This window comes from Vitreoscilla massiliensis, assembly GCF_001457815.1.
Classification (GTDB): Bacteria; Pseudomonadota; Gammaproteobacteria; order Burkholderiales; family Neisseriaceae; genus Vitreoscilla; species Vitreoscilla massiliensis.
Map to the genome: position 1 here is coordinate 463,146 of NZ_LN898220.1, position 24,388 is coordinate 487,533.

26 protein-coding genes and 1 tRNA gene are annotated in these 24,388 nt (G+C 50.0%); 7 read left to right on the forward strand and 20 right to left on the reverse strand.

From position 1 onward, the window contains the following. Positions 1-3 precede the first annotated feature (3 nt). From BN3003_RS11020 to tpiA, 15 genes are all read right to left on the reverse strand, one after another. Positions 4-483 carry a NuoB/complex I 20 kDa subunit family protein gene (locus BN3003_RS11020; protein ID WP_058356705.1) on the reverse strand — a complete coding sequence of 160 codons (480 nt, stop codon included), beginning with the start codon at positions 481-483 and terminating at the stop codon, positions 4-6. Next, positions 474-830, reverse strand: a complete 357-nt coding sequence (locus BN3003_RS11025; protein WP_058356706.1) for an NADH-quinone oxidoreductase subunit A — start codon at positions 828-830, stop codon at positions 474-476. The genes BN3003_RS11020 and BN3003_RS11025 overlap by 10 nt, the downstream gene beginning before the upstream one ends. 1,133 nt (positions 831-1,963) lie before the next feature. Then, positions 1,964-3,721: a DUF927 domain-containing protein gene (locus BN3003_RS11035; protein WP_058356708.1), complete on the reverse strand. Its 1,758-nt coding sequence runs from the start codon at positions 3,719-3,721 to the stop codon at positions 1,964-1,966. Beyond that, positions 3,718-4,791, reverse strand: coding sequence for a toprim domain-containing protein (locus BN3003_RS11040; RefSeq protein ID WP_058356709.1), 1,074 nt, complete (start codon positions 4,789-4,791; stop codon positions 3,718-3,720). The genes BN3003_RS11035 and BN3003_RS11040 overlap by 4 nt, the downstream gene beginning before the upstream one ends. 96 nt (positions 4,792-4,887) lie before the next feature. After that, positions 4,888-5,226 (reverse strand): hypothetical protein, encoded by a 339-nt coding sequence (locus tag BN3003_RS11045; RefSeq protein ID WP_058356710.1) that lies wholly within the window; start codon positions 5,224-5,226, stop codon positions 4,888-4,890. After that, positions 5,216-5,551 (reverse strand): MazG-like family protein, encoded by a 336-nt coding sequence (locus BN3003_RS11050; RefSeq protein WP_058356711.1) that lies wholly within the window; start codon positions 5,549-5,551, stop codon positions 5,216-5,218. The genes BN3003_RS11045 and BN3003_RS11050 overlap by 11 nt, the downstream gene beginning before the upstream one ends. After that, a complete protein-coding gene (locus BN3003_RS11055; RefSeq protein WP_058356712.1) occupies positions 5,548-5,739 on the reverse strand; it encodes a hypothetical protein in 192 nt (63 codons plus the stop codon). Before BN3003_RS11055 ends, BN3003_RS11050 begins: the two co-directional genes overlap by 4 nt. A 299-nt stretch (positions 5,740-6,038) precedes the next feature. Next, entirely contained in the window at positions 6,039-6,476 is a 438-nt protein-coding gene (locus BN3003_RS11060) for a Mor transcription activator family protein (protein ID WP_058356713.1), read from the reverse strand. Then, positions 6,473-6,976, reverse strand: a complete 504-nt coding sequence (locus BN3003_RS11065; protein ID WP_058356714.1) for a host-nuclease inhibitor Gam family protein — start codon at positions 6,974-6,976, stop codon at positions 6,473-6,475. Before BN3003_RS11065 ends, BN3003_RS11060 begins: the two co-directional genes overlap by 4 nt. Further along, positions 6,973-7,197, reverse strand: coding sequence for a helix-turn-helix transcriptional regulator (locus BN3003_RS11070; RefSeq protein WP_058356715.1), 225 nt, complete (start codon positions 7,195-7,197; stop codon positions 6,973-6,975). Before BN3003_RS11070 ends, BN3003_RS11065 begins: the two co-directional genes overlap by 4 nt. A gap of 225 nt (positions 7,198-7,422) precedes the next feature. After that, the gene (locus tag BN3003_RS11075) at positions 7,423-7,833 is read right to left on the reverse strand and encodes a hypothetical protein (protein ID WP_147645416.1); all 411 of its coding nucleotides are present in this window, start codon (positions 7,831-7,833) and stop codon (positions 7,423-7,425) included. Next, positions 7,830-9,023, reverse strand: a complete 1,194-nt coding sequence (locus tag BN3003_RS11080) for a tyrosine-type recombinase/integrase (protein WP_058356717.1) — start codon at positions 9,021-9,023, stop codon at positions 7,830-7,832. The genes BN3003_RS11075 and BN3003_RS11080 overlap by 4 nt, the downstream gene beginning before the upstream one ends. 220 nt (positions 9,024-9,243) lie before the next feature. Beyond that, a tRNA-Leu gene (locus BN3003_RS11085) sits at positions 9,244-9,329 on the reverse strand. A gap of 10 nt (positions 9,330-9,339) precedes the next feature. Then, positions 9,340-9,693, reverse strand: coding sequence for a preprotein translocase subunit SecG (secG, locus tag BN3003_RS11090; RefSeq protein WP_058356718.1), 354 nt, complete (start codon positions 9,691-9,693; stop codon positions 9,340-9,342). A 4-nt stretch (positions 9,694-9,697) separates the two neighbouring features. Then, positions 9,698-10,450, reverse strand: coding sequence for a triose-phosphate isomerase (gene tpiA, locus BN3003_RS11095; protein ID WP_058356719.1), 753 nt, complete (start codon positions 10,448-10,450; stop codon positions 9,698-9,700). 207 nt (positions 10,451-10,657) lie between these two features. Between tpiA and pstS the strand changes: the two genes are divergently transcribed. The 7 genes from pstS to BN3003_RS11130 all read left to right on the forward strand — a co-directional run bounded on the left by pstS (position 10,658) and on the right by BN3003_RS11130 (position 17,229). Then, a complete protein-coding gene (gene pstS, locus BN3003_RS11100; RefSeq protein WP_058356720.1) occupies positions 10,658-11,767 on the forward strand; it encodes a phosphate ABC transporter substrate-binding protein PstS in 1,110 nt (369 codons plus the stop codon). 89 nt (positions 11,768-11,856) lie between these two features. Next, on the forward strand, positions 11,857-12,807 hold the full coding sequence (pstC, locus tag BN3003_RS11105; protein ID WP_058356721.1) for a phosphate ABC transporter permease subunit PstC: 951 nt from the start codon (positions 11,857-11,859) through the stop codon (positions 12,805-12,807). Between the two features lie 13 nt (positions 12,808-12,820). Next, entirely contained in the window at positions 12,821-13,672 is an 852-nt protein-coding gene (gene pstA / locus BN3003_RS11110; protein ID WP_058356722.1) for a phosphate ABC transporter permease PstA, read from the forward strand. 16 nt (positions 13,673-13,688) lie between these two features. Beyond that, complete coding sequence (pstB, locus tag BN3003_RS11115; protein WP_058356723.1) at positions 13,689-14,444, forward strand: phosphate ABC transporter ATP-binding protein PstB; 756 nt, start codon at positions 13,689-13,691, stop codon at positions 14,442-14,444. 166 nt (positions 14,445-14,610) lie between these two features. After that, positions 14,611-16,074 (forward strand): inorganic phosphate transporter, encoded by a 1,464-nt coding sequence (locus BN3003_RS11120; protein ID WP_058356724.1) that lies wholly within the window; start codon positions 14,611-14,613, stop codon positions 16,072-16,074. 175 nt (positions 16,075-16,249) lie between these two features. Next, complete coding sequence (locus BN3003_RS11125; RefSeq protein ID WP_058356725.1) at positions 16,250-16,906, forward strand: protein-L-isoaspartate O-methyltransferase family protein; 657 nt, start codon at positions 16,250-16,252, stop codon at positions 16,904-16,906. Continuing rightward, positions 16,906-17,229: a rhodanese-like domain-containing protein gene (locus BN3003_RS11130; RefSeq protein ID WP_058356726.1), complete on the forward strand. Its 324-nt coding sequence runs from the start codon at positions 16,906-16,908 to the stop codon at positions 17,227-17,229. The genes BN3003_RS11125 and BN3003_RS11130 overlap by 1 nt, the downstream gene beginning before the upstream one ends. A 389-nt stretch (positions 17,230-17,618) precedes the next feature. On the opposite strand, the gene BN3003_RS11135 is transcribed toward BN3003_RS11130, so the two are convergent. The 5 genes from BN3003_RS11135 to ampD all read right to left on the reverse strand — a co-directional run bounded on the left by BN3003_RS11135 (position 17,619) and on the right by ampD (position 24,344). Further along, positions 17,619-19,079, reverse strand: coding sequence for an aldehyde dehydrogenase family protein (locus tag BN3003_RS11135; RefSeq protein ID WP_058356727.1), 1,461 nt, complete (start codon positions 19,077-19,079; stop codon positions 17,619-17,621). Between the two features lie 15 nt (positions 19,080-19,094). Beyond that, entirely contained in the window at positions 19,095-19,967 is an 873-nt protein-coding gene (gene galU, locus BN3003_RS11140) for a UTP--glucose-1-phosphate uridylyltransferase GalU (protein ID WP_058356728.1), read from the reverse strand. Continuing rightward, complete coding sequence (gene ligA / locus BN3003_RS11145) at positions 19,967-22,357, reverse strand: NAD-dependent DNA ligase LigA (protein WP_058356729.1); 2,391 nt, start codon at positions 22,355-22,357, stop codon at positions 19,967-19,969. Before ligA ends, galU begins: the two co-directional genes overlap by 1 nt. Positions 22,358-22,374: 17 nt before the next feature. Further along, positions 22,375-23,697, reverse strand: a complete 1,323-nt coding sequence (locus tag BN3003_RS11150) for a cell division protein ZipA C-terminal FtsZ-binding domain-containing protein (protein ID WP_058356730.1) — start codon at positions 23,695-23,697, stop codon at positions 22,375-22,377. Positions 23,698-23,789: 92 nt separating this feature from the next. Beyond that, a complete protein-coding gene (gene ampD / locus BN3003_RS11155; protein ID WP_058356731.1) occupies positions 23,790-24,344 on the reverse strand; it encodes a 1,6-anhydro-N-acetylmuramyl-L-alanine amidase AmpD in 555 nt (184 codons plus the stop codon). Positions 24,345-24,388: the final 44 nt, after the last annotated feature.

Here is a 24,388-nt window from a genome sequence, read left to right on the forward strand (position 1 = left end):
CTCTTAATTACGCGCAATCGTTGAGGTACGTTTGATTTTGTTTTGCAACTGTAACAAACCGTAAATCAACGCTTCCGAAGTTGGAGGGCAACCTGGCACATACACATCCACTGGCACCACACGGTCACAACCGCGCACCACAGAGTATGAATAATGGTAATAACCACCGCCATTGGCACATGAACCCATAGAAACCACCCAACGTGGCTCAGACATTTGGTCGTACACTTTGCGCAGTGCAGGGGCCATTTTGTTGCACAAAGTACCCGCAACAATCATCAAATCTGATTGACGAGGACTTGGACGGAAGATGATGCCGAAGCGGTCCAAGTCATAGCGCGCCATACCGGCGTGCATCATTTCTACTGCACAACAGGCCAAACCAAACGTGACCGGCCACATAGAGCCAGTACGCATGTAATTTAAAACGGTATCAGCACTCGTGGTGATGAAACCCTTTTCTAAAACGCCATCTATTCCCATTCCAAAGCGCCTTTTTTCCACTCATAAACAAAGCCAATTGTCAAAATGACCAAGAAAATGAACATTGACCAAAAGCCAAATGCGCCCAATTCCTTAAACACAACAGCCCAAGGAAACATGAAGGCAATTTCCAAATCAAACAAAATAAACAAAATGGCAACGAGGTAATAACGCACATCAAAACGCATACGGGCGTTCTCAAACGCCTCAAACCCGCACTCGTAGGGAGAAAGCTTTTCCTCATACGGACGGCTTGGTGCCAAAATCGACCCCAAGGTGATGAATGCCCCACCGGCTACCAGACCGATGATAATAAACAGTAATACTGGAAAGTAATTCGCTAGCATGGCTGAACGACCTAAACGAAATTCAAGATAATCCTACCTATTGTAGCCAATTAAATCAGTGATTTAAAGTCTTGTATTTTTGTACAATTTACAGTCACTAACGAAATTTGCCTAAAAAATAGTCTACCTTGATAAGACATCAAATTGCCCTACAAAAAATCACAAGCAAATTCATCATGTTAATAAGTTATTGATAATGATTATTATTTTACTTATTGTTTAGAATTTTCTGGTTTTTTTTAGAGCACCTCAACAAAAATAACAATTTAACGTTTTTCAGATCCTCCAAACAAGACATTTTGACTTTTTCAAAACACACAAACACAAAAAAACAGCCCCTATGGGACTGTTTTTGTTTCAACTGTTGGTGCGACAATGAGACAATAATTAGGTACTTAAATCATTATTTATGAACGATTATATTTTTCTCAAATTCCAAAGTACCGTAAAAAGTACCGTAAAAAATCCCAAGTCACACACTTTAAAACCTACTTTGTTGCTTTTTAGAATACAGGAACATGGCCAAAAACTCCACCCTGCCCCTTTTGCCACCCCTATAAAAAAGTGCATATATACACAAAAAGCGGTGGCTACCGTGGCTACCGTGGCTACCACCTCGGAAAAGCCCGCCAGATAAGGGTTTCACGGTAGCCACTGAGTAAAAACCTTGGGGCTACCAGTGGCTACCAATTAGAAAATACACACTAAGTCATTGATTATAAAGCGGTAGCCACAGTAGCCACTAGGTAGCCACTCTAATTTAAGGCAGTGGCTACCATTTGAGCCTTACCAGATAAGGGTTTTAACAAAGGTAGCCACGGTAGCCACTAAAAAACAGTTATTTTCGCGTGAGTGCGTTTTTTCAGTTCAAAACACCACCAGCCACATGGCAAGCCAAGCCCCATCCATACACATCACGCCACTGTCGGCCAAATTCACACCCAGAATGCACCAACGCTACCCTATGCAGGCCACCCCCTTACCAAAACTTAAACCATCGTTAAAACGGCTTATTTTGAGGCTGGCGTAGGCAACAAAAAAGCGGCCATCGTTACAATGGTCGCTTTATGGTGATGGCGCTCTGGCTATTCAACGGCTCGGGCGCTCCGCGTGGTCATTATATGGGCTGTGCCCTATTCCTGCAATTCGTCTGGTGGTAATGCGCCAAGCATGAGAAACAGGCGGCCTTTGCCTTTTAGCTGGTGCTGGTAACGCGTCTTGTCGGCTGTTACGCACTTTTGCAGCCAATTGACTAGGCTCAATACTTCGCACACTTTAGCCTTATCAAAATCCTTGCAAATTTCAGTTACAAACACAGACGGCAAAATATAAAAGCTGTCATGCTCTGGCGTTTTTTCGTTTAACTTGCGATAGCCCGCCAAATCATTGGGCGTTCTATCCCCTGTGCCTGTTGGGTAGGTTACAAATCGGTGCGAATAGGCAAACTGTTGCATAAAGTCTATGGCTTGCTCCAATATTTTTCTGTCCTCAAATTTGCCCGCGCCCGTGCGGTCTATCCATGCATCAAAACATTGCTTTATGGCAGGCATACACACGCCAGCACTCAAGCCTAAAATGCCATGCCTTGCGGCCAACTCCAAGGCTGCGGCCACCAGTGCAAAGCGTGTGGCCACGGTGCGGGCTTGGCCGTCCATGTCGGGCAAGGTAGTCATAAAGTCAGCCATTAACTGGCTGGCCTCTTGTGCTGCCTTGGGGTTATCCAGTAACAGGCGCACAAACGCCACCCCCGCACTGCCATGATAGGCATTGGCCGCGCTGGTAATGGCTTCGCTCAATGTGCTGCCCTTTTCATGGCCGTGCAATGTGTCAAAAATACCCAAGCCTTTACCCGCATTGGACGGCACAGACGGCAAGCGGGCGGCCTGCCCTGCATTCCAATCAGCTTGGGCGGCCTGTAAAAAGCCATCTAGCGACTTTTCACCCGTGGACAACAAAAGCACCCGCCAACGTGTTATGTCGCGATTGCCGCCGTCTTTGGCTCCTTGGATTTTACTCACCCCATTGATGACACTGTAAGCCGTTTGCGACACATGGCGCGGCTGTGCTTGTCCGATTTCATCCAGCACCATCAAGCCATCATTGCGGGCATTGGCCACATTGGCGAAACCGTGGCCTGTACCTGTCCATGACAGCATTAAATCGGACGGGCTGCCCCACACCGATAAGGCAGCACGGGCGGCGGTGCTTTTGCCGTCTCGGGAATCGCCAAACAAGTGAAATCCACCCGCCTCTAAGCCAAGCAAGGATACCAACGGCGCGGCCAATGCTGTGCCTATGGCCAAACACAGGCGGCTGTTGCCTGCCATGTACTTGCCTATGTGCTGTTGCCATTCGCTTAATGTGCCTCTGGCGCGGTACGCACTGGCTTGGCTCTTATCCCCGTTGTAAATCACCTTTGGCGCGTCCTTACCCTTGCTGCCCTTGGTGCTCAACACTTGGCCACTAGGCAGCACATAGGCGCTGCCTTTGGCGCACCAGCCCGCTTGCCCTGTTATGGTGTAATGGGTTTGCACGCCATCGGTTTGCAAATAATCGGCCAACAATTCCCGCTTGCGTTTGCTGGCCAATATGGCAATGCCCATGCCTTGCAGCTTTGCCCAACTCTGGCCAATTTCGGCCATAGGCAAGGCCGCCGTGTGTTGCTGGCGGGTAATGCTGTCTTGCCATTCAATCACACGGTAGTGATTGCCTGCCGTGTCTGTGCCGTGGCCTATCAGGTGTATGGGGTCTGACAGTCTAAGCGGTGGCTTCTCGGTGGTGTTGCCGTCCTTGTCGGTTTCCAATGCAATGTAATACACGCCATGCTTGTTGCATTCGTAATATGGCTTGAGGCTCACGGCCTCGAATTCGGCCAAATTTACCGTGTTCATGCCTCACCCCCTTGGCGGTCTGCCTTGCGCCGTTTCAATTCGTCTAGCGCATCATCACCCGCGTGTGTGGGTTGCCAAATGTGGGCGGCTTTTTTGGCCTTAATGGCGCGTATGGCCAAATAATGGGCGGCCTTGTAACCTGTGTTGCTGTGGTCGTTATCGGCCACAATAAACAATTCACTCACACCAGCGGGCACATTCACATTTTGCAAGCCCCATGCACTGGCGCAGGCATACACGGGCAGGCCAAACAATTCACGCGCTGCAAGGGCAGTCTCTATGCCCTCACACACCATCAATTTGCCGCCATCAGGCACGGCATACAGCGGAATGGCCGCACCCTTTAAGCCGCCATCTTGTCGGGTCTGCATTTTCTTGGCGGGCAATGGTTCGCCTGTTTCAGGATGGGCAATTTTGATTTTTAGCCATGCGCCATAGTCATGCTCTTGAATGTAGGTAATGTGCAGGCCTGCCAATTCGCTGTTGTGGTCAAGAATGGCGGCCACCATTGCCGCATAATGGCCAAACAGCATCGGTTTGCCATTGTTCAAAATCACCCAATACGGCAAGGATTCCACAAAATACAGGTTTTCCATGCCTTGGATGCAATCCCAATCCAAGCCACGCCCTGCCAGATACATGCCAGCGGGGTTGTGGCGCTCAATGGCCACGGCATTGGCCAGTATGGCGTTCAGTTTGTGAATGCGGTCAATGGGCTGTTGTGGTGGTGTTGGCGGCGGTATGCGCGGCTGTTGCTGCTCTGGCGTGTGACCACTCAAGCCAATGACGGCGGCAACGTCTCTGGCCGCATGGTTAAAGTCGCATCCAAACACCAGCATCAACAAATCAAAGCCACTTCCGCCGTCTGGGGTACATTGGTTGCAAATAAAGCCGCCATTGCCCTTGTGGTCGGTAAAGCGGTAGCGGTCACGCCCGCCGCAGTATGGGCAAGGCTGATGGCGTTTGGTGTTCAGGTACTCAGCAGGCACACCCAATGCCTGCAAGATGTCAGGCCAGCGCCCTTGTGCGGCTTGGCGTATGTCGTCCAGTGGTATGCGTTCAGCGTTCATTTTTTGGCTTCCTTTGCGTTGCAAAAGGCTGCAACAAGCCCGCCTATGCACTTTTGGGTGCATGGGCTGTGTAGTTTGGTCTGGGTTTGGGTAGGTTTAAGCGGCCTGCAATGCCTTGGCTTTGGGCGCCGTGGTCATGGCGGTGGTAAGCGTTTCGCTTATCTCTGCCATTTCACGCAATAAGCGGCCTGTAAGCAGCAAGGCAGTGGCGCTGGCATGGTCGGCATCTTGACTGTACTCCAGACGCTCAAGCGCCAATGCCTCAGCCACCGCGCCAAAGCAGTGCATAGAGGCGTGTATCTGGCCTTGTAATGCCTTGGCATCGGTTGGGGGCAATTCGCCGCGCTGCTGGCGTTCTGACAGCACAGACGCGGCCAGATTGAGAAACGTACTCAAGCCGTCACAATGCAGGCGGTAATCATGTTTAACACTCATTGCTTACCCCTTGCTGGTATTGGGCTGGCAAATCGGCCTCTTTCACAAAAACGCCGTCTATCATGCGGCCTTTGCGGTCTTTGATTTCGTTGTAAGCGGCCTGTAAACAATCGGTCACATTTAAGCCGTTTTGCGCGGCAATAATGATCAATACCACCATGCAATCCCCAATTGAATCGCTAATCACCTCGGGTTTTTGCTTGGCTATGCCGCCTGCCAATTCGCCCATTTCCTCGGCCAGTTTGGCCAATTGGCGAAATGAATCACTGCCAGCTATCAGGTTGCGGGCTTGTGCCCATGCGGTTACTTGTTCAAATAACATCATGCGGCACTCCCCTGGGCAATGCGTGAGACTGTCCAGCCTGATGCGGTTTGCTCAATCAGGAAACGGTAAAAATCGCTGTTGCGGTTGGTGAGGCTGTCTACCATGTCGCAGGCTTCCTCAAACGTGGCAAAGCTGCGTAACTTGTGGGCGTAGATGGGGCGTGAAAACGCCTTGCGGATTTTGGTCATGATATGGCCTTTTCTAGTTGGTCTATTCAGGCCGCTTAACGCTGCGAAACGTGTGGGCGGCGGACAAATGGCAAGGTTCGCAGTACTGGCAACTAGTCCAGCGGGCATATAGCCCCCTTGCCACTGTCCACCATAGAAAGGCGCACTTGTGGCGTGGAATGCAGACGTAAAAATGCCGCTCAAATACTGATAGGCGGCTTGTCTGCCTAGTTGTTTAACCAGTCTGCGAAAACTGACTGGCGGATTGACACCAGCGCAGCCATATTGCCGTGGCATGAAAATTGTGTCAATAGCAATATTCAACCGCATTTCAAAATCTTCCAGATATACCGCTCCATCAGCCCATAATCCAAACTAATTTTACTGACTGCTTGATGCGCCGCTAATTGGACGCCTTTTCCTGTGGTTAAACTATCAAAGCATTTTAAAATTTCAATATTTCGCAAAAAAACAAATGCTTCACGACACTGAGGCACATGTATGCGCCTCTGGGTAGAGTATGCAATTGAGAGTTTAGTAGCTGCCTCTCGTCCAATAACCCCTGCTAATTGATTCATTTTATTTCTGCTGCTTACATGCTTTGCTTTTGTGATTTCAAGTGAGCGCCCTCGATACTCGTTAATCAAAATAATTGTGACATCAATTCCTATGACAACTGCAATTTCATGAACTGTTTTAGGTAGCTTATGGGCAGCTTGTTTATAGTTTTCTTTGGTTAATATGCTTCGTTTATTCATGCTTTCACCCCCGTGTCAATCACCATCGACTCACCACCTTGCACAATGGTAATTCCTGCAATGGGGCGCTTTTTCAGTAATTCTGCATCCGCCATGATGGCCGTTTTATTCAATTCGGTTTTAACGCGCAAAAAGCGGGTAAGACGGCGCTTTTTCAATTCGGCCAGCATAGTGTCTAAGTCGCCAGTTATTTGCACACTGTCGGGCTGTTTGCGCCATTTAATCGCACCATTGCCTATGCTGACAGACTTGCGCAGGCCGCCCCCTGTGAGCGTGTCACGGTGTATATGGGCGTATTGGCCTATGCTTTGGCGCAATGCCTCAATGCTGCCGTTCAGGCTGGCGGTTTCTTCGCTGTGCTTGGCCTGCAATGCCGTGATTTTGGCTTGCAGCTTGGCGGCCTTATCGGCCTTTTGCTGTTCCAATTGCATCAAGTCACTGAAAGCGGCCTTAAACGCATCCACGTTACTGAATGCAGTGGCGTTGGCATTGGGCTTCATTGGCCACCCCCTTGGCGCTGGCTGGCCAGTTTTTCAATGTGATTATTAACCTCTGATGCCAGCCAACCAGTGGCGTTATCGGCAATCTTGAAAGGCTTGGGGAACGCCGCATCATAGCGGCGGTTTTTTGGGTTCACTTTGCACCATACGGTAGACACCGAAATACCCATTTTGTGGGCTACTTGCTTCACTCGTAATATTTCATTTTTCTGGTCGCTCATATAACACTGCCTTGAATGTCGTTACACAATGTTTTTATAGCTTCATACAACTGAAATATTTTTGCAAGTGACTGAATTGGTTCAAAAGATGATGCGTAAAAGTTCAAAAGCGGGTGCCGCAAAAATGCCAAATAAGTTAAAACTCAATAGCGTTAAAACCACGTTAAAACCCTCTCAGATTGATTTAATTTTTTAAGGCTCGCTTGGGTATTGTTTGGCATTTTTTCACTCATTGGCATAATCATTTACAGGGTCTTTACAGGGGTTACACTTGACCATCTGCCTCGCATATTTACTGCCATAACTTTGCTTGCTTATAACAGCATAAAAAATGCGTAAAACAGCATAATTCTTTGTTTTAGTATTTGCATATTGGTGGCTCTTTAAGCAAAAAAAGCACTGGTTTTTTACATTTGTTAACCTATTTGAGCTTTTAAAAATCAAAGGGAGGGCGGTGTTCATTTTAATAAGCCTCAAAAAAGCCACAACGCCAGCATTTACAGGCGTTTGAAGCCTTTTACACTGGCGTTGTAAATGATTTAAATGGCAAATTATTAGATAAATAGCGGGCAAGAATGAGCAGAATGTGGGCACAGAATAGGCAAAATATGGGCGGTATTGCTCATTTTTGTTCATTCCATACATTTGGCCTGCTCATACCGCGCTTTTAACCAGTCAGAATACCATTGCATCATGGTCTGTCTTTCCTCGGTATATTCGGCACGGTTGTAAGCTGCTCTGATTTTGTTGCTCTCAATGTGGGCTAGTTGCCGCTCTATGGCATCAGGGTTAAAGCCCTTTTCATTTAATAGGCTACTGGCCAAACTTCTAAAGCCGTGCGGCGTGGCCTGCCCTTTATAGCCCAAACTGTTGATGATATTGTTCAGCGTGCCCTCGCTAATGTAGCCGTCTGCATTGATGCGGCTTGGAAACATATAACGCCCCTGCCCTGTCAGGCCGTGTAATTCTCTCAACAACTCTATTGCCCAATCAGACAAAGGCACAATGTGCATGTGAGGCCGTTTCATTCTGCTGGCGGGTATTGTCCATGTTTTGGCTTGCCAGTCGATTTCGCTCCATTCGCCACCTCTTAACTCAGTGCTGCGAACAAATACCAGCATCACCAACATGACAGCAAGGCGGTTTTGCGGGTAGACATTCACCATGCCCAAACGCTGGTAAAACTCTGTGACTTTTTCACGCGGCAAGGCAGGCATATGGCGGTTGCCACCTTTGGCTAAAAACCCGCGTAATGGCGCGGCGGGGTTTCTGTCGGTAATCTCCAACATGGCCGCATAGTTATAAATGGCCTGTATCCATTGCCTTACTTTCTCAGCAGTAACATTCGCCCCCCTGCCTGCTATTCGATCTATCAAGACCTTAATATCTGTCACAGATATGTCATCTATTTGCTTTTGGCCAAGGAATGGGAAAACGTCTTTTTGCATCTCACTGATAATGCGGTCTGCATGTATTTGTTTCCAGCGGTGGGCATTCGCCCTATGCCATTGCATGGCCAGATATTCAAATGTGTGCAGCATGGCGGCCTGTTTGATTTGCTTCTCTTGCTGCTTAGCCTCGCTTGGGCTTTGACCGTTCGCCACCAATCTGCGGGCATCTTCAGCAGCTTGTCTGGCTTCTGCAAGGCTGATGGTAGGGTATGTGCCTATTGAGAGTGTTTTGCGCTTGCCGTCAATTGTGTAATCAAACCGCCAGTATTTACCGCCATTGGGCTTAATCAACACATAGAGGCTATGGCCATCAGATAGCTTGTATTGTTTTTCTGATGGCTTGGCATTCTTTATCTGGCGGTCATTGAGAGGCATTTACGGTACTTTTTGGGGTTGTTTTGGGCAAGTACCGTAAAAGATACCGTAAATATATGGTCGATTCAATGCAATGGTATGAGATGGGGTAACACAGTCAAATGCAATCACAGGCAATGACAATTAGCCTGAGAGCCTTGTCGTTATTGGCTTTGGTCTATGGGATAACATTGCATAAGACGAAAAAAAACAGCCATTTTTTAGGCTGTTTTCTTCACTTTGGTGCCGACAATGAGACTTGAACTCATACGACCTAGGGTCACCACCCCCTCAAGATGGCGTGTCTACCAATTTCACCATGTCGGCATAAATCGAATTATTCGGGCAATACTTGGCTCGCCGCAGCGGGTTTAGGGACAGCCGGTGCAGTTTGTGCGGGTGCTGTTTGTTGCACCGCAGGTTGAGCCTGATCAAAATTCAAACCACTTTTTTGGTGGGTAGAAAACCAACCCATGGCCAAACAAGTTGCAAAGAATATGGTTGCAGCCAAAGCAGTACCGCGGCTCAAAAAGTTAGCAGAACCTGCCGCACCGAATACGCCTTGTGCACTGCCCGAACCAAATGCAGCACCAGCATCCGCGCCTTTACCGTGTTGCAACAATACCAACACAATAACAGCCAGAGCTGAAAAAATATTAACCAATAAAATTATGGTTTTTAAGGCTTCCATAGCATCAATTCGCAGCGTCTGTGGCTGCTGTAATAATTTGAGCGAAACTGTCGTACTTTAATGAGGCGCCACCTACCAGCGCACCGTCCACATGTTCGACAGCGAATATGGCCGCGCAATTGTCAGCATTGACACTGCCGCCGTAAAGAAGCCGAATACTAGCATCATTGTTTAACAGTGACAAGACATGTTGTTGAATAAAGGCGTGCATTTGTGCAATCTGCTCTATGCTGGCCACAACCCCTGTACCAATGGCCCACACAGGCTCATAAGCCACCAATACCGTTTGCTTTAATAAGGTAGCGGCCTGTAATAAATTCAGCTGCTTGGCCACCACTGCCTCAGCTTGTCCTGCCTCACGCTCGGCCAAGGTTTCACCCACGCACAACACTGGCAATACACCAGCAGCCACTGCATTGGCATATTTTTGTGCCAAAACAGCTTCGTCTTCTGCAAAATATTGGCGGCGTTCAGAATGGCCTATCAACACAAATTGTGCACCCACATCGGCCAACATCGCGGCCGACACCTCACCAGTATACGCGCCATCATTGGCATAAAGACTGACATCTTCTGCCCCCACCAAAGTAGGAGCAGCGGCCTGTAAAGCACTGCTGATGTACACAGAAGGTACGGCCACACCGACAGCAACGTGTTCATGTTCTTGGATTTGACTTAATTGTGACAACAAAGCCTGATTTGCAGCCAAACGGCCGTTCATCTTCCAATTTCCCAATACCCATTTTTGCTTTGTCATGTGTGTCCTTATCTCTGAATTCGCTCGCATTGTACTGAAGAGCTTGGCGCCCAGTCCAGTTGTATGTGCGTCAACTCGATGAAAGTTTTTGTCACAATGCCAATCATTGTCACACAGTTGACACATTTGCCTCTTACACTGCCCAACATCGAATTTAATTGTTACAACTTTACCGACATACTCATACAGTCTATTTGGAGTCTTACCATGCGTTTAATGTTATCTTCAGCTATCGTTTTGGGCGCTTTAAGTTTGGCAGCTTGCGGCGGCGGCGAATCTTCTAAACCTGTTACCCCTGCCAACAGCAATGCTTCTGGCACTGCCGCTAAAGCCAGCACAGGTGGCATCACTGGCGCAGGTGCTTCATTCCCACAACCGATTTACGCACAATGGGCGCAAGACTATAACGCCGCCAAAGGCTCACAAGTCAATTACCAATCTATTGGTTCTAGTGGCGGCGTGAAACAAATCAATGCCAAAACAGTGGACTTCGGTGCGACCGATGCCCCTTTGTCTAAAGAAGATTTGGATAAAAATGGCTTGGTGCAATTCCCAACCGTCATCGGCGGCGTGGTACCTATTGTGAACATTGATGGTGTTGAGCCGGGTAAATTGAAATTGGATGGCGCCACTTTGGCCAACATCTACTTGGGTAAAATCACCAAATGGTCAGACCCGGCCATCAAAGCCTTGAATCCTGATGTGAACTTGCCAGATGCAGTGATTACCACCGTATTCCGTTCTGATGGTTCAGGCACCAGCTTCAACTTCACCAATTACTTAAGCGCGGTTTCGCCAGAATGGAAAGAAAAAGTCGGTGCGGCCAACTCAGTGAAATGGCCTACAGCCACGGGCACTGCCGGCACTGCTGGCAAAGGCAATGAAGGCGTGGCCAACTTTGTGCGCACGGTGAAAAACTCCATCGGTTATGTGGAATACGCTTACGCCAAACAAAACGCCATGTCACATGTGTCTTTAAAAAACAAAGCCGGCAATTTTGTACAGCCTTCGTTGGAAACCTTCTCTGCCGCAGCTAAAGCCGATTGGAGCTCAGCACCGGGCTTCGGCTTGATTTTGACTGACCAAGCCGATGCCAATGCATGGCCTATCGCTTCAGCTACCTTTATCTTGGTACAAGCCAAACCGCAAGACGCGGCCAAAGCCAAAGCCACCTTGAGCTTCTTTGACTGGGTGTACAACAGCGGTGACGAAGCTGCCAGCAAATTGGATTACGTGCCTTTGCCAGCCGATGTGAAAGCCTTGGTACGCGAAAGCTGGAAACAAGTGGTGGATGCCAACGGCAAACCCGTCCTGTAAGCCTTTAAATCACACCGCTCGTTGCCTTATTTTGGGTAACAGCGGTGTTTTTTACGCAGCGCTACAGCACGCTCAAACAGAGAACACATATGACTCAATTACAGCAAAAATTGGCAACCCAACGCAAACTGGACTGGCTGTTTGTCAGCCTGACCAAATTGTTTGCTTTCTTGGTTTTGGCCAGCTTGGTCGGCATCATGATTACCTTAATTGTTGGTGCCATCCCAAGCATGCAACATTTTGGTTGGGGCTTTTTCACCAGCAAAAACTGGGACCCTGTTGCCGGTGAATACGGCGCACTCGCCCCTGTCTTTGGCACCATCGTCACTTCGGTCATCGCCTTAATCGTGGCCGTACCGGTGAGTTTTGGCATTGCCATCTTCTTAACCGAGCTCAGCCCTGCTTGGCTCAAACGCCCATTGGGCATTGCGGTTGAATTACTGGCCGGTGTTCCCTCTATTATTTATGGTATGTGGGGTTTGTTTGTGTTTGCACCGTTTTTTGGTGAACACATACAGCCACACATGATCAAGTATTTGGGCAACGTGCCCGTCATCGGCAGCCTGTTCCAAGGCGCGCCCATGGGCATAGGTCTGTTCACCGCAGCCTTAATCTTGGCCATCATGATCATTCCATTCATCGCCTCGGTGATGCGTGACGTGTTTGAAGTGACCCCTACCCTGTTAAAAGAATCGGCGTATGGCTTGGGTTCGACCACTTGGGAAGTGGTGTGCCATGTGGTCTTGCCTTACACCAAAGCCGGCGTGGTCGGCGGCATCATCTTAGGTTTGGGTCGCGCGCTCGGTGAAACCATGGCGGTGACCTTCGTCATCGGCAATACCTTTAACATCACCGGCAGCTTGTTCAGCTCAGGGGTGTCGATTACCTCAGCCTTGGCCAATGAGTTTGGCGAAGCCGTAGACGAAGCCCACGTGTCTTCTTTGCTGTTCTTGGGCTTAATCCTGTTCATCATCACATTCATCGTACTGTGCATCTCCAAAATCATGTTGTTGCGCATGCAACGCCATGAAGGCCGCTAATTAAGGAAATACCATGAATAACGCCTTATACAAACGCCGCTTACTCATCAACAAATTCAATCTGACCATGGCATGGGCGACCATGGCGTTTGGTCTGTTTTGGTTGGCGTGGATTTTATTCACCTTGTTCGGCCAAGGCATGGACGGTTTGCTCGACATCAAAACCTATACCATGGACACCCCACCTGCGGGCACCGAAGGCGGTTTGCGCAATGCCATCGTCGGCAGCTTGTTGGTAACCTTCTTTGGCTTATTGGTCGGTACACCGATTGGCATTTTGGCCGGCATTTACTTGGCTGAGTTTGGTCACAAATCGTGGTTGGCTTCAGCCACCCGCTTTATGAACGACATTTTGCTGTCGGCACCATCCATCGTGATTTGTTTGTTTATTTACGGCTTGATGGTGGTGCCCATGGGTCACTTCTCAGGCTGGGCAGGTTCGATGGCCTTGTCTTTATTGGTGATACCAGTGGTCATCCGCACCACTGAAAACATGTTGCGCTTGGTGCCCAACAGCTTGCGTGAAGCCGCTTATGCCTTGGGCACACCGAAGTGGAAATTGGTGACCATGGTGACTTTGCGCGCCGCCAAAGCCGGCGTGTTAACTGGGGTGTTACTGGCATTTGCACGCGTGTCGGGCGAAACCGCACCGCTTTTGTACACCGCCCTGAACAACCAGTTCTTCAGCACCAATATGAACGCACCGATTGCCAATTTACCGAATACCATTTTCCAATTTGCCATGAGTCCTTACCAAGACTGGCAACGTTTGGCTTGGGCCGCAGCCTTGTTGATTACCTTAACCGTGTTAATCGCCAACATCGCCGCCCGTTTTTTAAGCCGTCAAAGTGCTAACAAACATTAAGGACTGAGGAATCAACATGCAAGCCACCATTTCTGCGAAAAATTTTAATTTTTACTACGGCGATTTTCACGCCTTAAAAAACATCAATCTGGACATTGAGCACAAAAAAGTCACCGCTTTCATCGGCCCATCAGGCTGTGGCAAATCGACTTTATTGCGCACCTTCAACCGCATGTACGATTTGTATCCAGGCATGCGCGCCGAGGGCGAATTGAATTTGGAAGGCAAGTCCATCTTGGGTAAAGACATAGACTTGAATCTGTTGCGCGCCAAAGTCGGTATGGTGTTCCAAAAGCCGACTCCTTTCCCGATGTCCATCTACGACAATGTCACTTTCGGGGTGAAATTGTACGAAAAACTCAGCCGCAGCGATTTGGACGACCGGGTGGAATGGGCGTTGAAAAAAGCCGCATTGTGGGGCGAAGTCAAAGACAAGCTCAAACAATCAGGCAATTCTTTGTCCGGTGGTCAACAACAGCGTTTGTGCATTGCCCGCGCCGTGGCGACCAAGCCAGAAGTGTTGCTATTGGACGAACCGACATCGGCACTCGACCCAATTTCCACCGCCAAGGTAGAAGAATTGGTGACCGAATTGAAAGACGATTACACCATCGCCATCGTCACCCACAACATGCAACAAGCGGCGCGGGTTTCCGACTATACTGCTTATATGTATTTGGGCGAGTTGGTGGAATTTGACGACACCAAAGTCATCTTCACCAAACCGAGCCAAAAAGCCACTGAGGACTACATTACCGGTAAATTTGGTTAATTATTCACTTCAAAATAATTGATTTAAATCAAGGTGCCATAAAACCCTATGGCACCTAATTTCTTTTTTTAAAAACAACACTCTAACCCAAGTGTGACAATATTGTGCTTGACCCTAACGGTTAAAAGCACAACAATCACGCCCATTACGACGATACGCATTGATTATGTTAGAAATATTCTCCAGTTTGTCACCTGCTATGGTGGCACTGCTGATACTGGCCTTAGGCTTGGTATTCTTCTTTGAATTCATTAACGGCTTCCACGACACAGCCAACGCGGTTGCCACGGTGATTTACACCCAATCCATGAAACCTGTGCATGCGGTCATCGCATCCGGCACTTTCAACTTTTTAGGGGTGGTTTCTGGCGGTTTGGCTGTGGCTTACGCCATCGTCAACCTGTTACCGATAGATTTATTGGCCTCTGGCAACACCAAAGTCTTGTTGGCGATGGTGTTCGCGCTGTTACTGGCCGCCATTATTTGGAACTTGGGTACATGGTATTTCGGTTTGCCCGCTTCCAGCTCACACACCTTAATCGGTGCGATTTTGGGCGTTGGCGTCGCCAATGCCTTGATGGAAGGCCAATCTTTCACCGCCGGTGTGAACTGGAGCAAAGCCATGGACGTGGGCGCTTCGCTGTTGTTCTCTCCCATTGCCGGTTTTATTTTGGCGTATCTGTTATTGACGGTTTTGCGCAAAGTGATGCCTATCGGCAAGATCCACCAAACACCGTATTTGCGTAACGGTGTGCGCGGTAAAAAACACCCGCCCTTCTGGACGCGTTTCTTGTTGATTTTGTCGGCCATGGGCGTGAGTTTTGCCCACGGTTCTAACGATGGTCAAAAAGGCATAGGTTTGGCCATGCTGACCTTGATTTGCATTTTGCCATCGCATTACGTGGTCAATTCCAGCATCAACCAATACGATTTGGAACGCTCGCTGTCATCGGTAACGCGTTTGGAATTGTTCATCCAACAAAACCAAGCCAGCATACAGGCCGCTTTCCCTGCCGTTGCCGCCACTGCCACGCAAGAAAAAGTGCATTGCCAACCAAGCGATGCCCTGACTTACGGCCAAAACATCCGTGGTTTGATGGCAGGCAGCCATGAAATCAGCCACTTCACCACCGAACAACGCTGGGCTTTGCGCACCAATTTGCTGTGTTTGGAAGATTCGGCCAAAAAATTTGCCGCCATGCCTGGCAATACGCCAGCGCAAAAAGCCTATTTGCAACAAGTGGGCAAAGACTTCTCTTTACCGGTTGAATACGCACCGTTGTGGGTCATCATCGCCATCGCCTTGTCTTTGGGCATAGGTACCATGATTGGCTGGAAACGCGTGGTCACCACCGTGGGTGAAGGCATAGGCAAATCGCACATGACTTACGCCCAAGGCGTGTGTGCGCAAATCACCGCTGCCGTCGGCATCGCTGGTGCCAACCTGTTTGGCTTGCCGGTATCGACCACGCAGATTTTGTCCAGTGCGGTCGCAGGTACGGCAGTGGCGAATAAATCGGGTTTGCAATGGTCGACCATACGCAATATTTTGTTGGCGTGGATTTTCACCTTCCCAGTGGCCATGGCCATCGCCGGTGGTTTGTATTACCTGATTCGTTTGGCGTTTTAAATTGCCAAGCTGCCAAGCGCCACACCAAGCGCTTGTGGCATAAGGTTTTAAGCGGCCTGTAAACCTACAGGCCGCTTTTTATTGCCCAATGCGCATGCAAGTACTTGCCTTTTATGGGATAATCAGCAGTATTGTTTAAACATGCCGCTTGTGCGGCTTATTTTACGGAGTAATTATGGATTTCGCGCAAGCCAGACACAACATGGTGGAACAACAAATTCGTCCTTGGGATGTATTGGAATTTGAATTATTGGATGTATTGTCTGAAATCCCGCGTGAGTATTTTGTGTTGCCAGAACACCAAGCTGTGGCCTATGCAGACCAAGCTTTGCCTTTGGCAAACGGTCACGCCATGCCAGAACCACGCATCGTTGCCAAAATGATTCAGGCTTTGGAAATCAAAAAAACCGATCGCATCTTGGAAATCGGCACAGGCTCAGGCTATGCCACCGCCTTGTTGTCACGCTTGGGTCAAAGCGTGTTGAGCTTGGATTTGGATGCAGAGCAACAAGCGCGTGCGCAAGCGGCTTTGGCCAAAGTCGGCAGCACCAATGTGCAATTGAGCGTTGCCAATGGCCTGAAAGCCTTGGCCAACATCGGCACTTTTGATGTGATTTATGTCGGTGGCGGCGTGGCCGATGTACCGGCTGAATTGTTGCACACCTTAAACGAAGGTGGCCGCTTGGTGGTGGTATTGGGTCAAAAACGCTTGATGCACGCCACTTTGATCACGCGCAAAGGCAATGAATACCCACGCAAAATGCTGTTTGAAACTTCGGTACCAGCCTTGGTGGAAGAACAACAATTGCAAAAAGCAGAATTTGAATTCTGATGGGTGTACACAGCTTAAACGTGGCCGAGCTCAAAGCTTGGCGTGATGAAGGCAAAGAGTTTGTGTTGTTGGATGTGCGCGAAGACGGCGAAGTGGCGTATGCCAGCATCGCCGGTCACACCCACATCGCCATGAATTTGATTCCGCTGCGCCACAATGAGTTGCCAGACGAAACCCCCATCGTGGTGTATTGCCACCACGGCATGCGCAGCATGCAAGTGGCTTTGTTCTTGGAACACACTGGCTTTGGCGAGGTTTACAATTTAAGCGGCGGCATAGACGCATGGTCGGCCAATATTGACCCCAGCGTTGCCCGTTACTGAAATTGTGCATGTTTATGTATGACCACCAACACCGTGTTTTGCACGGTGTTTTGTTTTGTGCCAATACTCCCACATTCACTAAATGGCGCATTATCCAACGCCTTCAATTACCTTCATATTGTCCTATCCTGTCTTCAACATCAAACAAATGGAATTGCGGCCTGTAAACAACAAAGCTCACGGTGCATGGTACTGAGCCAAACGGTACTGCCTCACCCTCACCAGCAACGCTGTGCGATAGCGCTTACCCAACAAGATTGCTTCTATCCTCTATCGAAATCACTTAAATCATCATCCATCACTCTCTGCATCAACAGTGCAGACGATACAAAAGCGGCCTGTAAATGTTTTACAGGCCGCTTATTCAGATTCAGCACACGAGATAAGGCTTAAATGGCCGTACCCATAATCAATTGATGGCGGATGTAGAAATGCCAACGCGCCGCATGTTGTCCACCCACCGCCCATTGGTGTGAGATGTCGCCACGCGGTAGATTCAAGCTGGACACGCTTTCGACGCGGTTAAAACTGATGACTTCGACTTGCTGCAGATTTTGTTTGAACACACCCATCGAAGTCATGCTTTCGGTAAACAAACTCGCCGCGCCGACATTGGGCGTGGCATTGATAATGCCCAAAGCCGCATCCAAATCGGGCACCCGCATCAACATCACCGCCACCCGACTCGGTGCAGCCGTGTGCAAAGCCATTTCAGGTTGGACTTGATCGAGCAAACTCATGCCCATGTACCAGCCTTTTTCAGGCAAATCGCTTTGGCTACCATCGACCACCAAATCCGCTCCAGCGCTGACCGCACGCTGCAAAAATTCGCTGCACAACTGTTTGCTGTGCTCAGTAGGCAAAACCATCGGTGCCAAAGTCGCCAAACGTGTTTGCCATTTGGCCAACAATGCATCGGCATTGTCCTGCCCCACCACAATCCACACCGGCACGCTCAAGCGCGGTGCGCTGCAGCTGACATATTGCTGCCACACCTTGTCCACATCCATGTCGGCATCAATGACGATGAAATTGTGCGCCAAGATGGTTTGGCGTTGGCGCAAATGCGCTTGCTTGGCCTGCGGCTTGGCCAACACATAGGTGATGGCATTGACATCAGGATGCACATGCAAGGCTTTCGCCACCTCATCATCCCCTTGGATGACGTTGTAAACACCAGCAGGCAAGCCCGATTGCGCCAACCAATCGCCCAGCAAGACTGGCAACAACGGCTGGCTAGGATACGGTTTGACGATAAGGGTATTGCCACACAATAAGGCCACCACAATTTCGCTGACCAAAGACTTGAGGGTTTGTTCTTCATTGCTGATGATGGCAGCCACACCCACAGGCTGCATCGCGTGTTGCACCCACACATCGGTGCTGCCCCAAGCGGGAGTCGAGCTGCCTTTGGCTTGCATGGCGGTGAGCGCATACACAATCGCTTCCAGAGTCTGCTCGATTTCGGTCGCCACTTCGGCTTCGTTCAGGCCGCTTTCGCCTTGCAATACCTCGTTCAAAATGTGTGCTTGCAAGGCAAAGCTGTTTTTGAATTTCTCTATCACATACAAGCGCTGCAAATAGGCAAATGCCGCCCATTCGGCGCGGTGTTCTTTGGCGGTTTGTACCGCACGCTGTATCGTTGCAGCACTGGCGACATACAAACGGCGTTCGGCACGGCTGTTGCGCGGATTGACCACTTCCAAGACTTGGTTGGATTCAACAATCAAACGCACACCGGCAATAAAATGCGGCGCGTAATGAAAGTCCTCGTCGGCCATGATGGGCACGGCATCGGCTTCGTCTTGCGTTTGATGCCATTGTTGCCACAATTTATTCAATAAACCCATGGCCGCTCCTTACCCTTATGACATTGCTTTAAATGATGCCACCATTTTGGCAAACTCCGTACCCACTTCTGGGTGTTTGCAACCATAGGCCAAAGTGGCCTGTAAATAACCCAATTTGCTGCCGCAATCATAACGCTGACCGCTGAACGCATGCGCCAACACCGTTTCTTGCTGCAATAATTGCGCAATCGCATCGGTCAATTGGATTTCACCACCAGCACCGGCTTGGGTTTGGCGCAGCAAATCAAAAATCGCCGGCGTCAAAATATAACGACCGACCACGGCCAAATTCGATGGCGCATCTTCCGGTTTCGGTTTTTCAACAATGCTGGTCACGCGTTGGTAAGCGTCTTTAGGTGCAATTTCGACGATGCCATACGAGCCGGTTTGACTTGGGTCTACGGTTTCCACCCCCAACACACTGCTGCCCGTGGCGTTGTACACATCCATCATTTGCGCCAACGCGCCTTTCGGTGCATCGATTAAGTCGTCAGCCAAAATCACCGCAAACGGCTCATTGCCGACAGCCGGTGCCGCGCACAACACCGCATGACCCAAGCCCAAGGCTTCGGTTTGGCGGATGTACATCAAATTCACGCCATCTGGCAAAATATTCTGGGTGATTTCCAACAAAGCATTCTTTTGCTTGCGCGCCAATTCGGTTTCCAATTCATAGGCTTTGTCGAAATGGTCTTCGATGCTGCGCTTATTGCGGCCGGTAATGAACACGATGTCGGTACAACCGGCTTCCACCGCTTCTTCTACCGCATACTGTATCAACGGTTTGTCGACGATGGGCAACATTTCTTTGGGGCTGGCTTTGGTGGCCGGTAAAAAGCGGGTACCCATACCTGCCACTGGAAACACTGCTTTGGTGATTTTTTGCATTACCCTTTTCCTAACATCTCTAGTATTTGTTGTTCATTCAATACGGCCACACCCAAAGCCTCGGCCTTGGCCAATTTGCTGCCGGCGGCTTCGCCTGCCACCACATAATCGGTTTTCTTGGACACACTGCCGCTGACTTTGCCACCGGCCGCTTCCAGCCATGCCTGCACTTCTTCGCGCTTATTGCTCAAAGTGCCGGTCAATACAAACGTCTTGCCGGCAATGGCTTCATTCACCGGCATATCGGCCACAGCGGCCTGTAAATCGGTTTGACTGCTGGTTTGCGTGTGACACAAGGCCAAAAATGCCTGTATGCGCGCCAATAGCTGTTGATGACGCTCTTGTTCACGCCACAACAGCCAAGCCGCATCGCTGACGGGCTCCGTCATCAAGGCCTCGACGCTGATCGCTTCTGCGCTCAAAGCCTCGGCTTTTTTAGCACTGATGCGGATGTCTGGCAAATGGGTTAACCAGTTTTGACTGGCCAACACCTGTGCCAACTGCGCATGTGCCAAGTTTTCTTGCGGCGCGATGCCCACCGCCAATAAATCGTCCAATTGCTGTTGCTGATAGGCTTGGGCGAAATACTGGTCTATGCTCGCCGCCACCACTTCGCCGATATCAGGCAAACACGCCAACAAAGGCGCCGGCACACGGCGAATCAAATCCAAGCTGCCAAAGTATTGTGCCAAAGTCTTGGCAGTGCGTTCGCCGACATGGCGTATGCCTAAGGCGTAGATAAAACGCGCCAACAGCGGCGTTTTGCTCGCGTCCAAGCCCGCCAAAATATTCTCTGCCCATTTGGTCGGAGTTTCGCGTTTGCTGCTGGTGCTGGTGTCGTCTTCGTCTACTTGCTTCAAGCGCTGTAAGGTCGGGATGTCCAAACGGTACAAGTCGGCAAATTCATGCACCAAATCCAAATCCACCAATTGCTCGATTTGGCGCGTGCCCAAACCCTCCACATCCATGGCAGTGCGTGAGGCAAAATGGATTAAAGCTTGTGCGCGCTGTGCTTGGCAAGCCATGCCACCACTGCAACGCGCCACCGCTTCACCGTCTTCTTTGACGATGTCGCTGCCACACACTGGACACAACGTTGGCAGCAAGTAGCGCTCGTATTTCGCTTCGGTCGCTGGCGTAAACAAATCCGCACCGGGGTTTTCGTTTACAGGCCGCTTATCAAACACCACCCGCACCACTTCTGGTATCACATCGCCGGCGCGGCGCACCATCACCGTATCGCCCACGCGCACGTCTTTGCGCTGCACCTCGCCTTCGTTGTGCAAAGTAGCATTGGTCACGGTCACGCCGCCCACACGCACAGGCACCAGCCGCGCCACCGGCGTGACCGCACCGGTACGGCCGATTTGCACGTCGATGGCTTCCACCAGCGTCGGTGCTTCTTCGGCAGGGAATTTGTGCGCAATGGCAAAGCGCGGCGCGCGCGATACAAAGCCCAAAATATTTTGCTCGGCGATGGCATTGACCTTAATCACCATGCCATCGATGTCAAACGGCAATTCAGGCCGCTTAATCGCCATTTGTTCGTAAAAGCGGTTGATTTCCGCCATGTCATGACTTTGCAAACAGCAATCGCGTGGCGGCGTTGGGATGCCCCAAGACGCCAATAAATCCAGCTCCAAGCCGTGGGTGGCTTGCGCATAAGTCTCATCCAATTGCGCAATGCTGTAAGCAAAAAAGCGCAGCGAGCGCTTGGCGGTGACTTTGGCATCGAGTTGGCGCAGACTGCCGGCTGCGGCATTGCGCGGATTGGCAAACGCCTTGCCACCTTCGGCCGCTTGGCGTTCATTCAAGGCATCGAAATCGGCTTTGAACATCAATACCTCACCGCGCACTTCCAAGCGTGCCGGTGGATTGGGGGTGTTCAAATGCAAAGGAATGCAGCGTATGGTTTTGACATTGTTGGTGACGTTTTCACCCTCAGTGCCATCGCCACGGGTAGCGGCCTGTAACAACACGCCGTTCTCATACACCAAACTCAAGGCCAAGCCATCGAATTTGGGCTCTATGAAATACTCGGGATCGTGGCCCAAACCTGAGCGCACGCGCTCGGCAAAAGCGAGCATTTCGGCATGGTCGTAAACGCCGTCGACATTCACCGGCGAAAACGCATTGTTCAAACTCAGCATAGGCACTTGGTGCACCACGCTGTCAAATTGGCTCAACGCCTTACCGCCCACCCGTTGGGTTGGGCTTACAGGCCGCATCAGGTGTGGATGTTGCGCCTCCAATTGTTGCAAATGCCGAAACGCTTGATCGTATTCGGCATCGCTGACGCTGGGCTCATCCAGCTCGTAATATTCGCGGTTATAGCGTTCAAGCAGATGAATCAATTCGTCCATCTGCTGTTGAATGGATTCATCAGTCATGTGACATCCTTACTCACTCAAGAAAATAATCGTTCTGCCAAATCACTGCCCGGCTCGATGTCGACGCTGAGCATCTCGTCTTGACGTTCTACCACATAGCTGCGGATGTCTTTTAACCACTGTGTCGACAATTCATTCAATTGGTCGTCCACCAAGTCCAAACCCAGATTGCTGGACAACTTCACCACCAAATCCATGAACTGATTGAAGGTTTTTTCACCGGCAGGCACTTTGGTCAAATCGTACAACATCGAAAAACCACGGTAGGCTTGTTCGTCCAAAGCCGCGGCAATGAACGGCGTGCTGTCGAGATTGACCGCATTGAACAGGTTTTTGCCATGCACATCGCGGTACCAGAAGATGCCCGCATCCAATTCAAATTTCAGGTTTTCCAAGGCGGCTTTGATTTCGCGCCCGGTCACCGATTCACGCGACACCAAATGGATGGCGATGGTTTGGTCGACGCGCACACACAATTCGTCCATAGGCTCGGCCACTTGCATAAACGCATCGGCATTGGCCACGGCCACGCCGCCGCCCATTTGTGCGGCAAATTGGCGCACTTGTTCGGCAAATTGGGTCAAGTCTTCACGTACTGCCAAACCTTTGCGGCTGATGCATTGCAAACCCATGACAAAACCTTGGTAATACACGCTTGGAATCGGCTCGGCCAATTGGAAACGGCCATCCATGGTACAGCCGACCACGCGAAAATGGTGGCGATTGCTCAGACGCGGCATGGTGTGCAATTCGCGTGGCTCGCGCAAAGACACATAAGCCATATAGTCGACACGGTTATCAAACCAAGGCAGTTCCATGCGGGTTAAGTCTTGCAAGTCTAGCAGCAACACGCCTTCATTCTTGGCAGCGGCCGACAACACATTCTTAATCCCCGGCACGGCCAAATCTTTGATGCTTTTTGGGGCTGGTTCGGCCACGGCAGCGGTTTCTGCCACAGGCGCGGTGAGTTCTTCGTGGATTTCAAATACGGGCGCGGCAGTCATAACTGGCGTTACAACAGCGGCAACCACATCAGTATCTGGCACTGGCGCTGCTTCATCGCGGCTGGCTGTATTAAAATCAGTTGCAGTTTCAGTTGCAACCACAGTCTCGGCTTCGCTGTGTTGCGCGTGTTGGTGGTACATCATGCCACCATTGAGCACGCCTTGACCGTCGCGCACTTCTTCGCGTTTGCTGTCTAACAGCGCATCTTGGTCGGAATGACCAAATTGACGTCTGACCTCATCACGATAGCGTTTTTCTTTGTAAGAATTAAACAGCAATACCGCCAAAATAGCGAATAAACCGCCAATAATGTAGTAAAAAGTGGTGTCGCTCATAAGTGATGAATCATCCTTGGTTAACTAGGACAGCTGTGACACAGCTTGTTTGCTGTGAAGTATAGCCGAAGTTTTGCCAATTTTCAGCCAAGTCACACGTGGCTTTGATTAAAATCGACCGGCAAGCCGACACTTTGCAAACGCGACCAATCAAAAAAGTGGCCTGGATCGGTTTTGCGCTCGGGGGCGATGTGTTGGTGACCGGTAATCGCCTTAATCGGATAAGCGGCCTGTAATTGTGGCAGCAAGCGCAGTAAAGTTGTGTATTGGGCCTCGTTAAAAGGCTCAAAATCACAGCCTTCCAGTTCTATGCCTATGGAAAAGCCGTTACAGGCCGCCTCGCCATGAAACGCTGACAGTCCTGCATGGTAAGCAGCATCATCGCAGCTCACGCATTGAAACAATTCCCCGGTGCGGTCTATGAAAAAATGACTCGACACCCGAAAGTGGGCAATGACACTGAAAAACGGGTGTTGCTGGGCATCAATTTGATTTTGGAACAAGGCCAGCGCACTGCCGCTGCCGTATTCAAATGGTGGCAAAGAAATGTTGTGTATCACCACCAAATCGGGTGAGCGTGTGCGCGCGCCGAAATTGGGTGAAGGGCGCTGTGTTGCTGAGTCTGTCCAACCGTGTTGCCACACCATGGTGTTGTCATGCCTGTTATGTCGATGCTTCATTCTAACAAAAT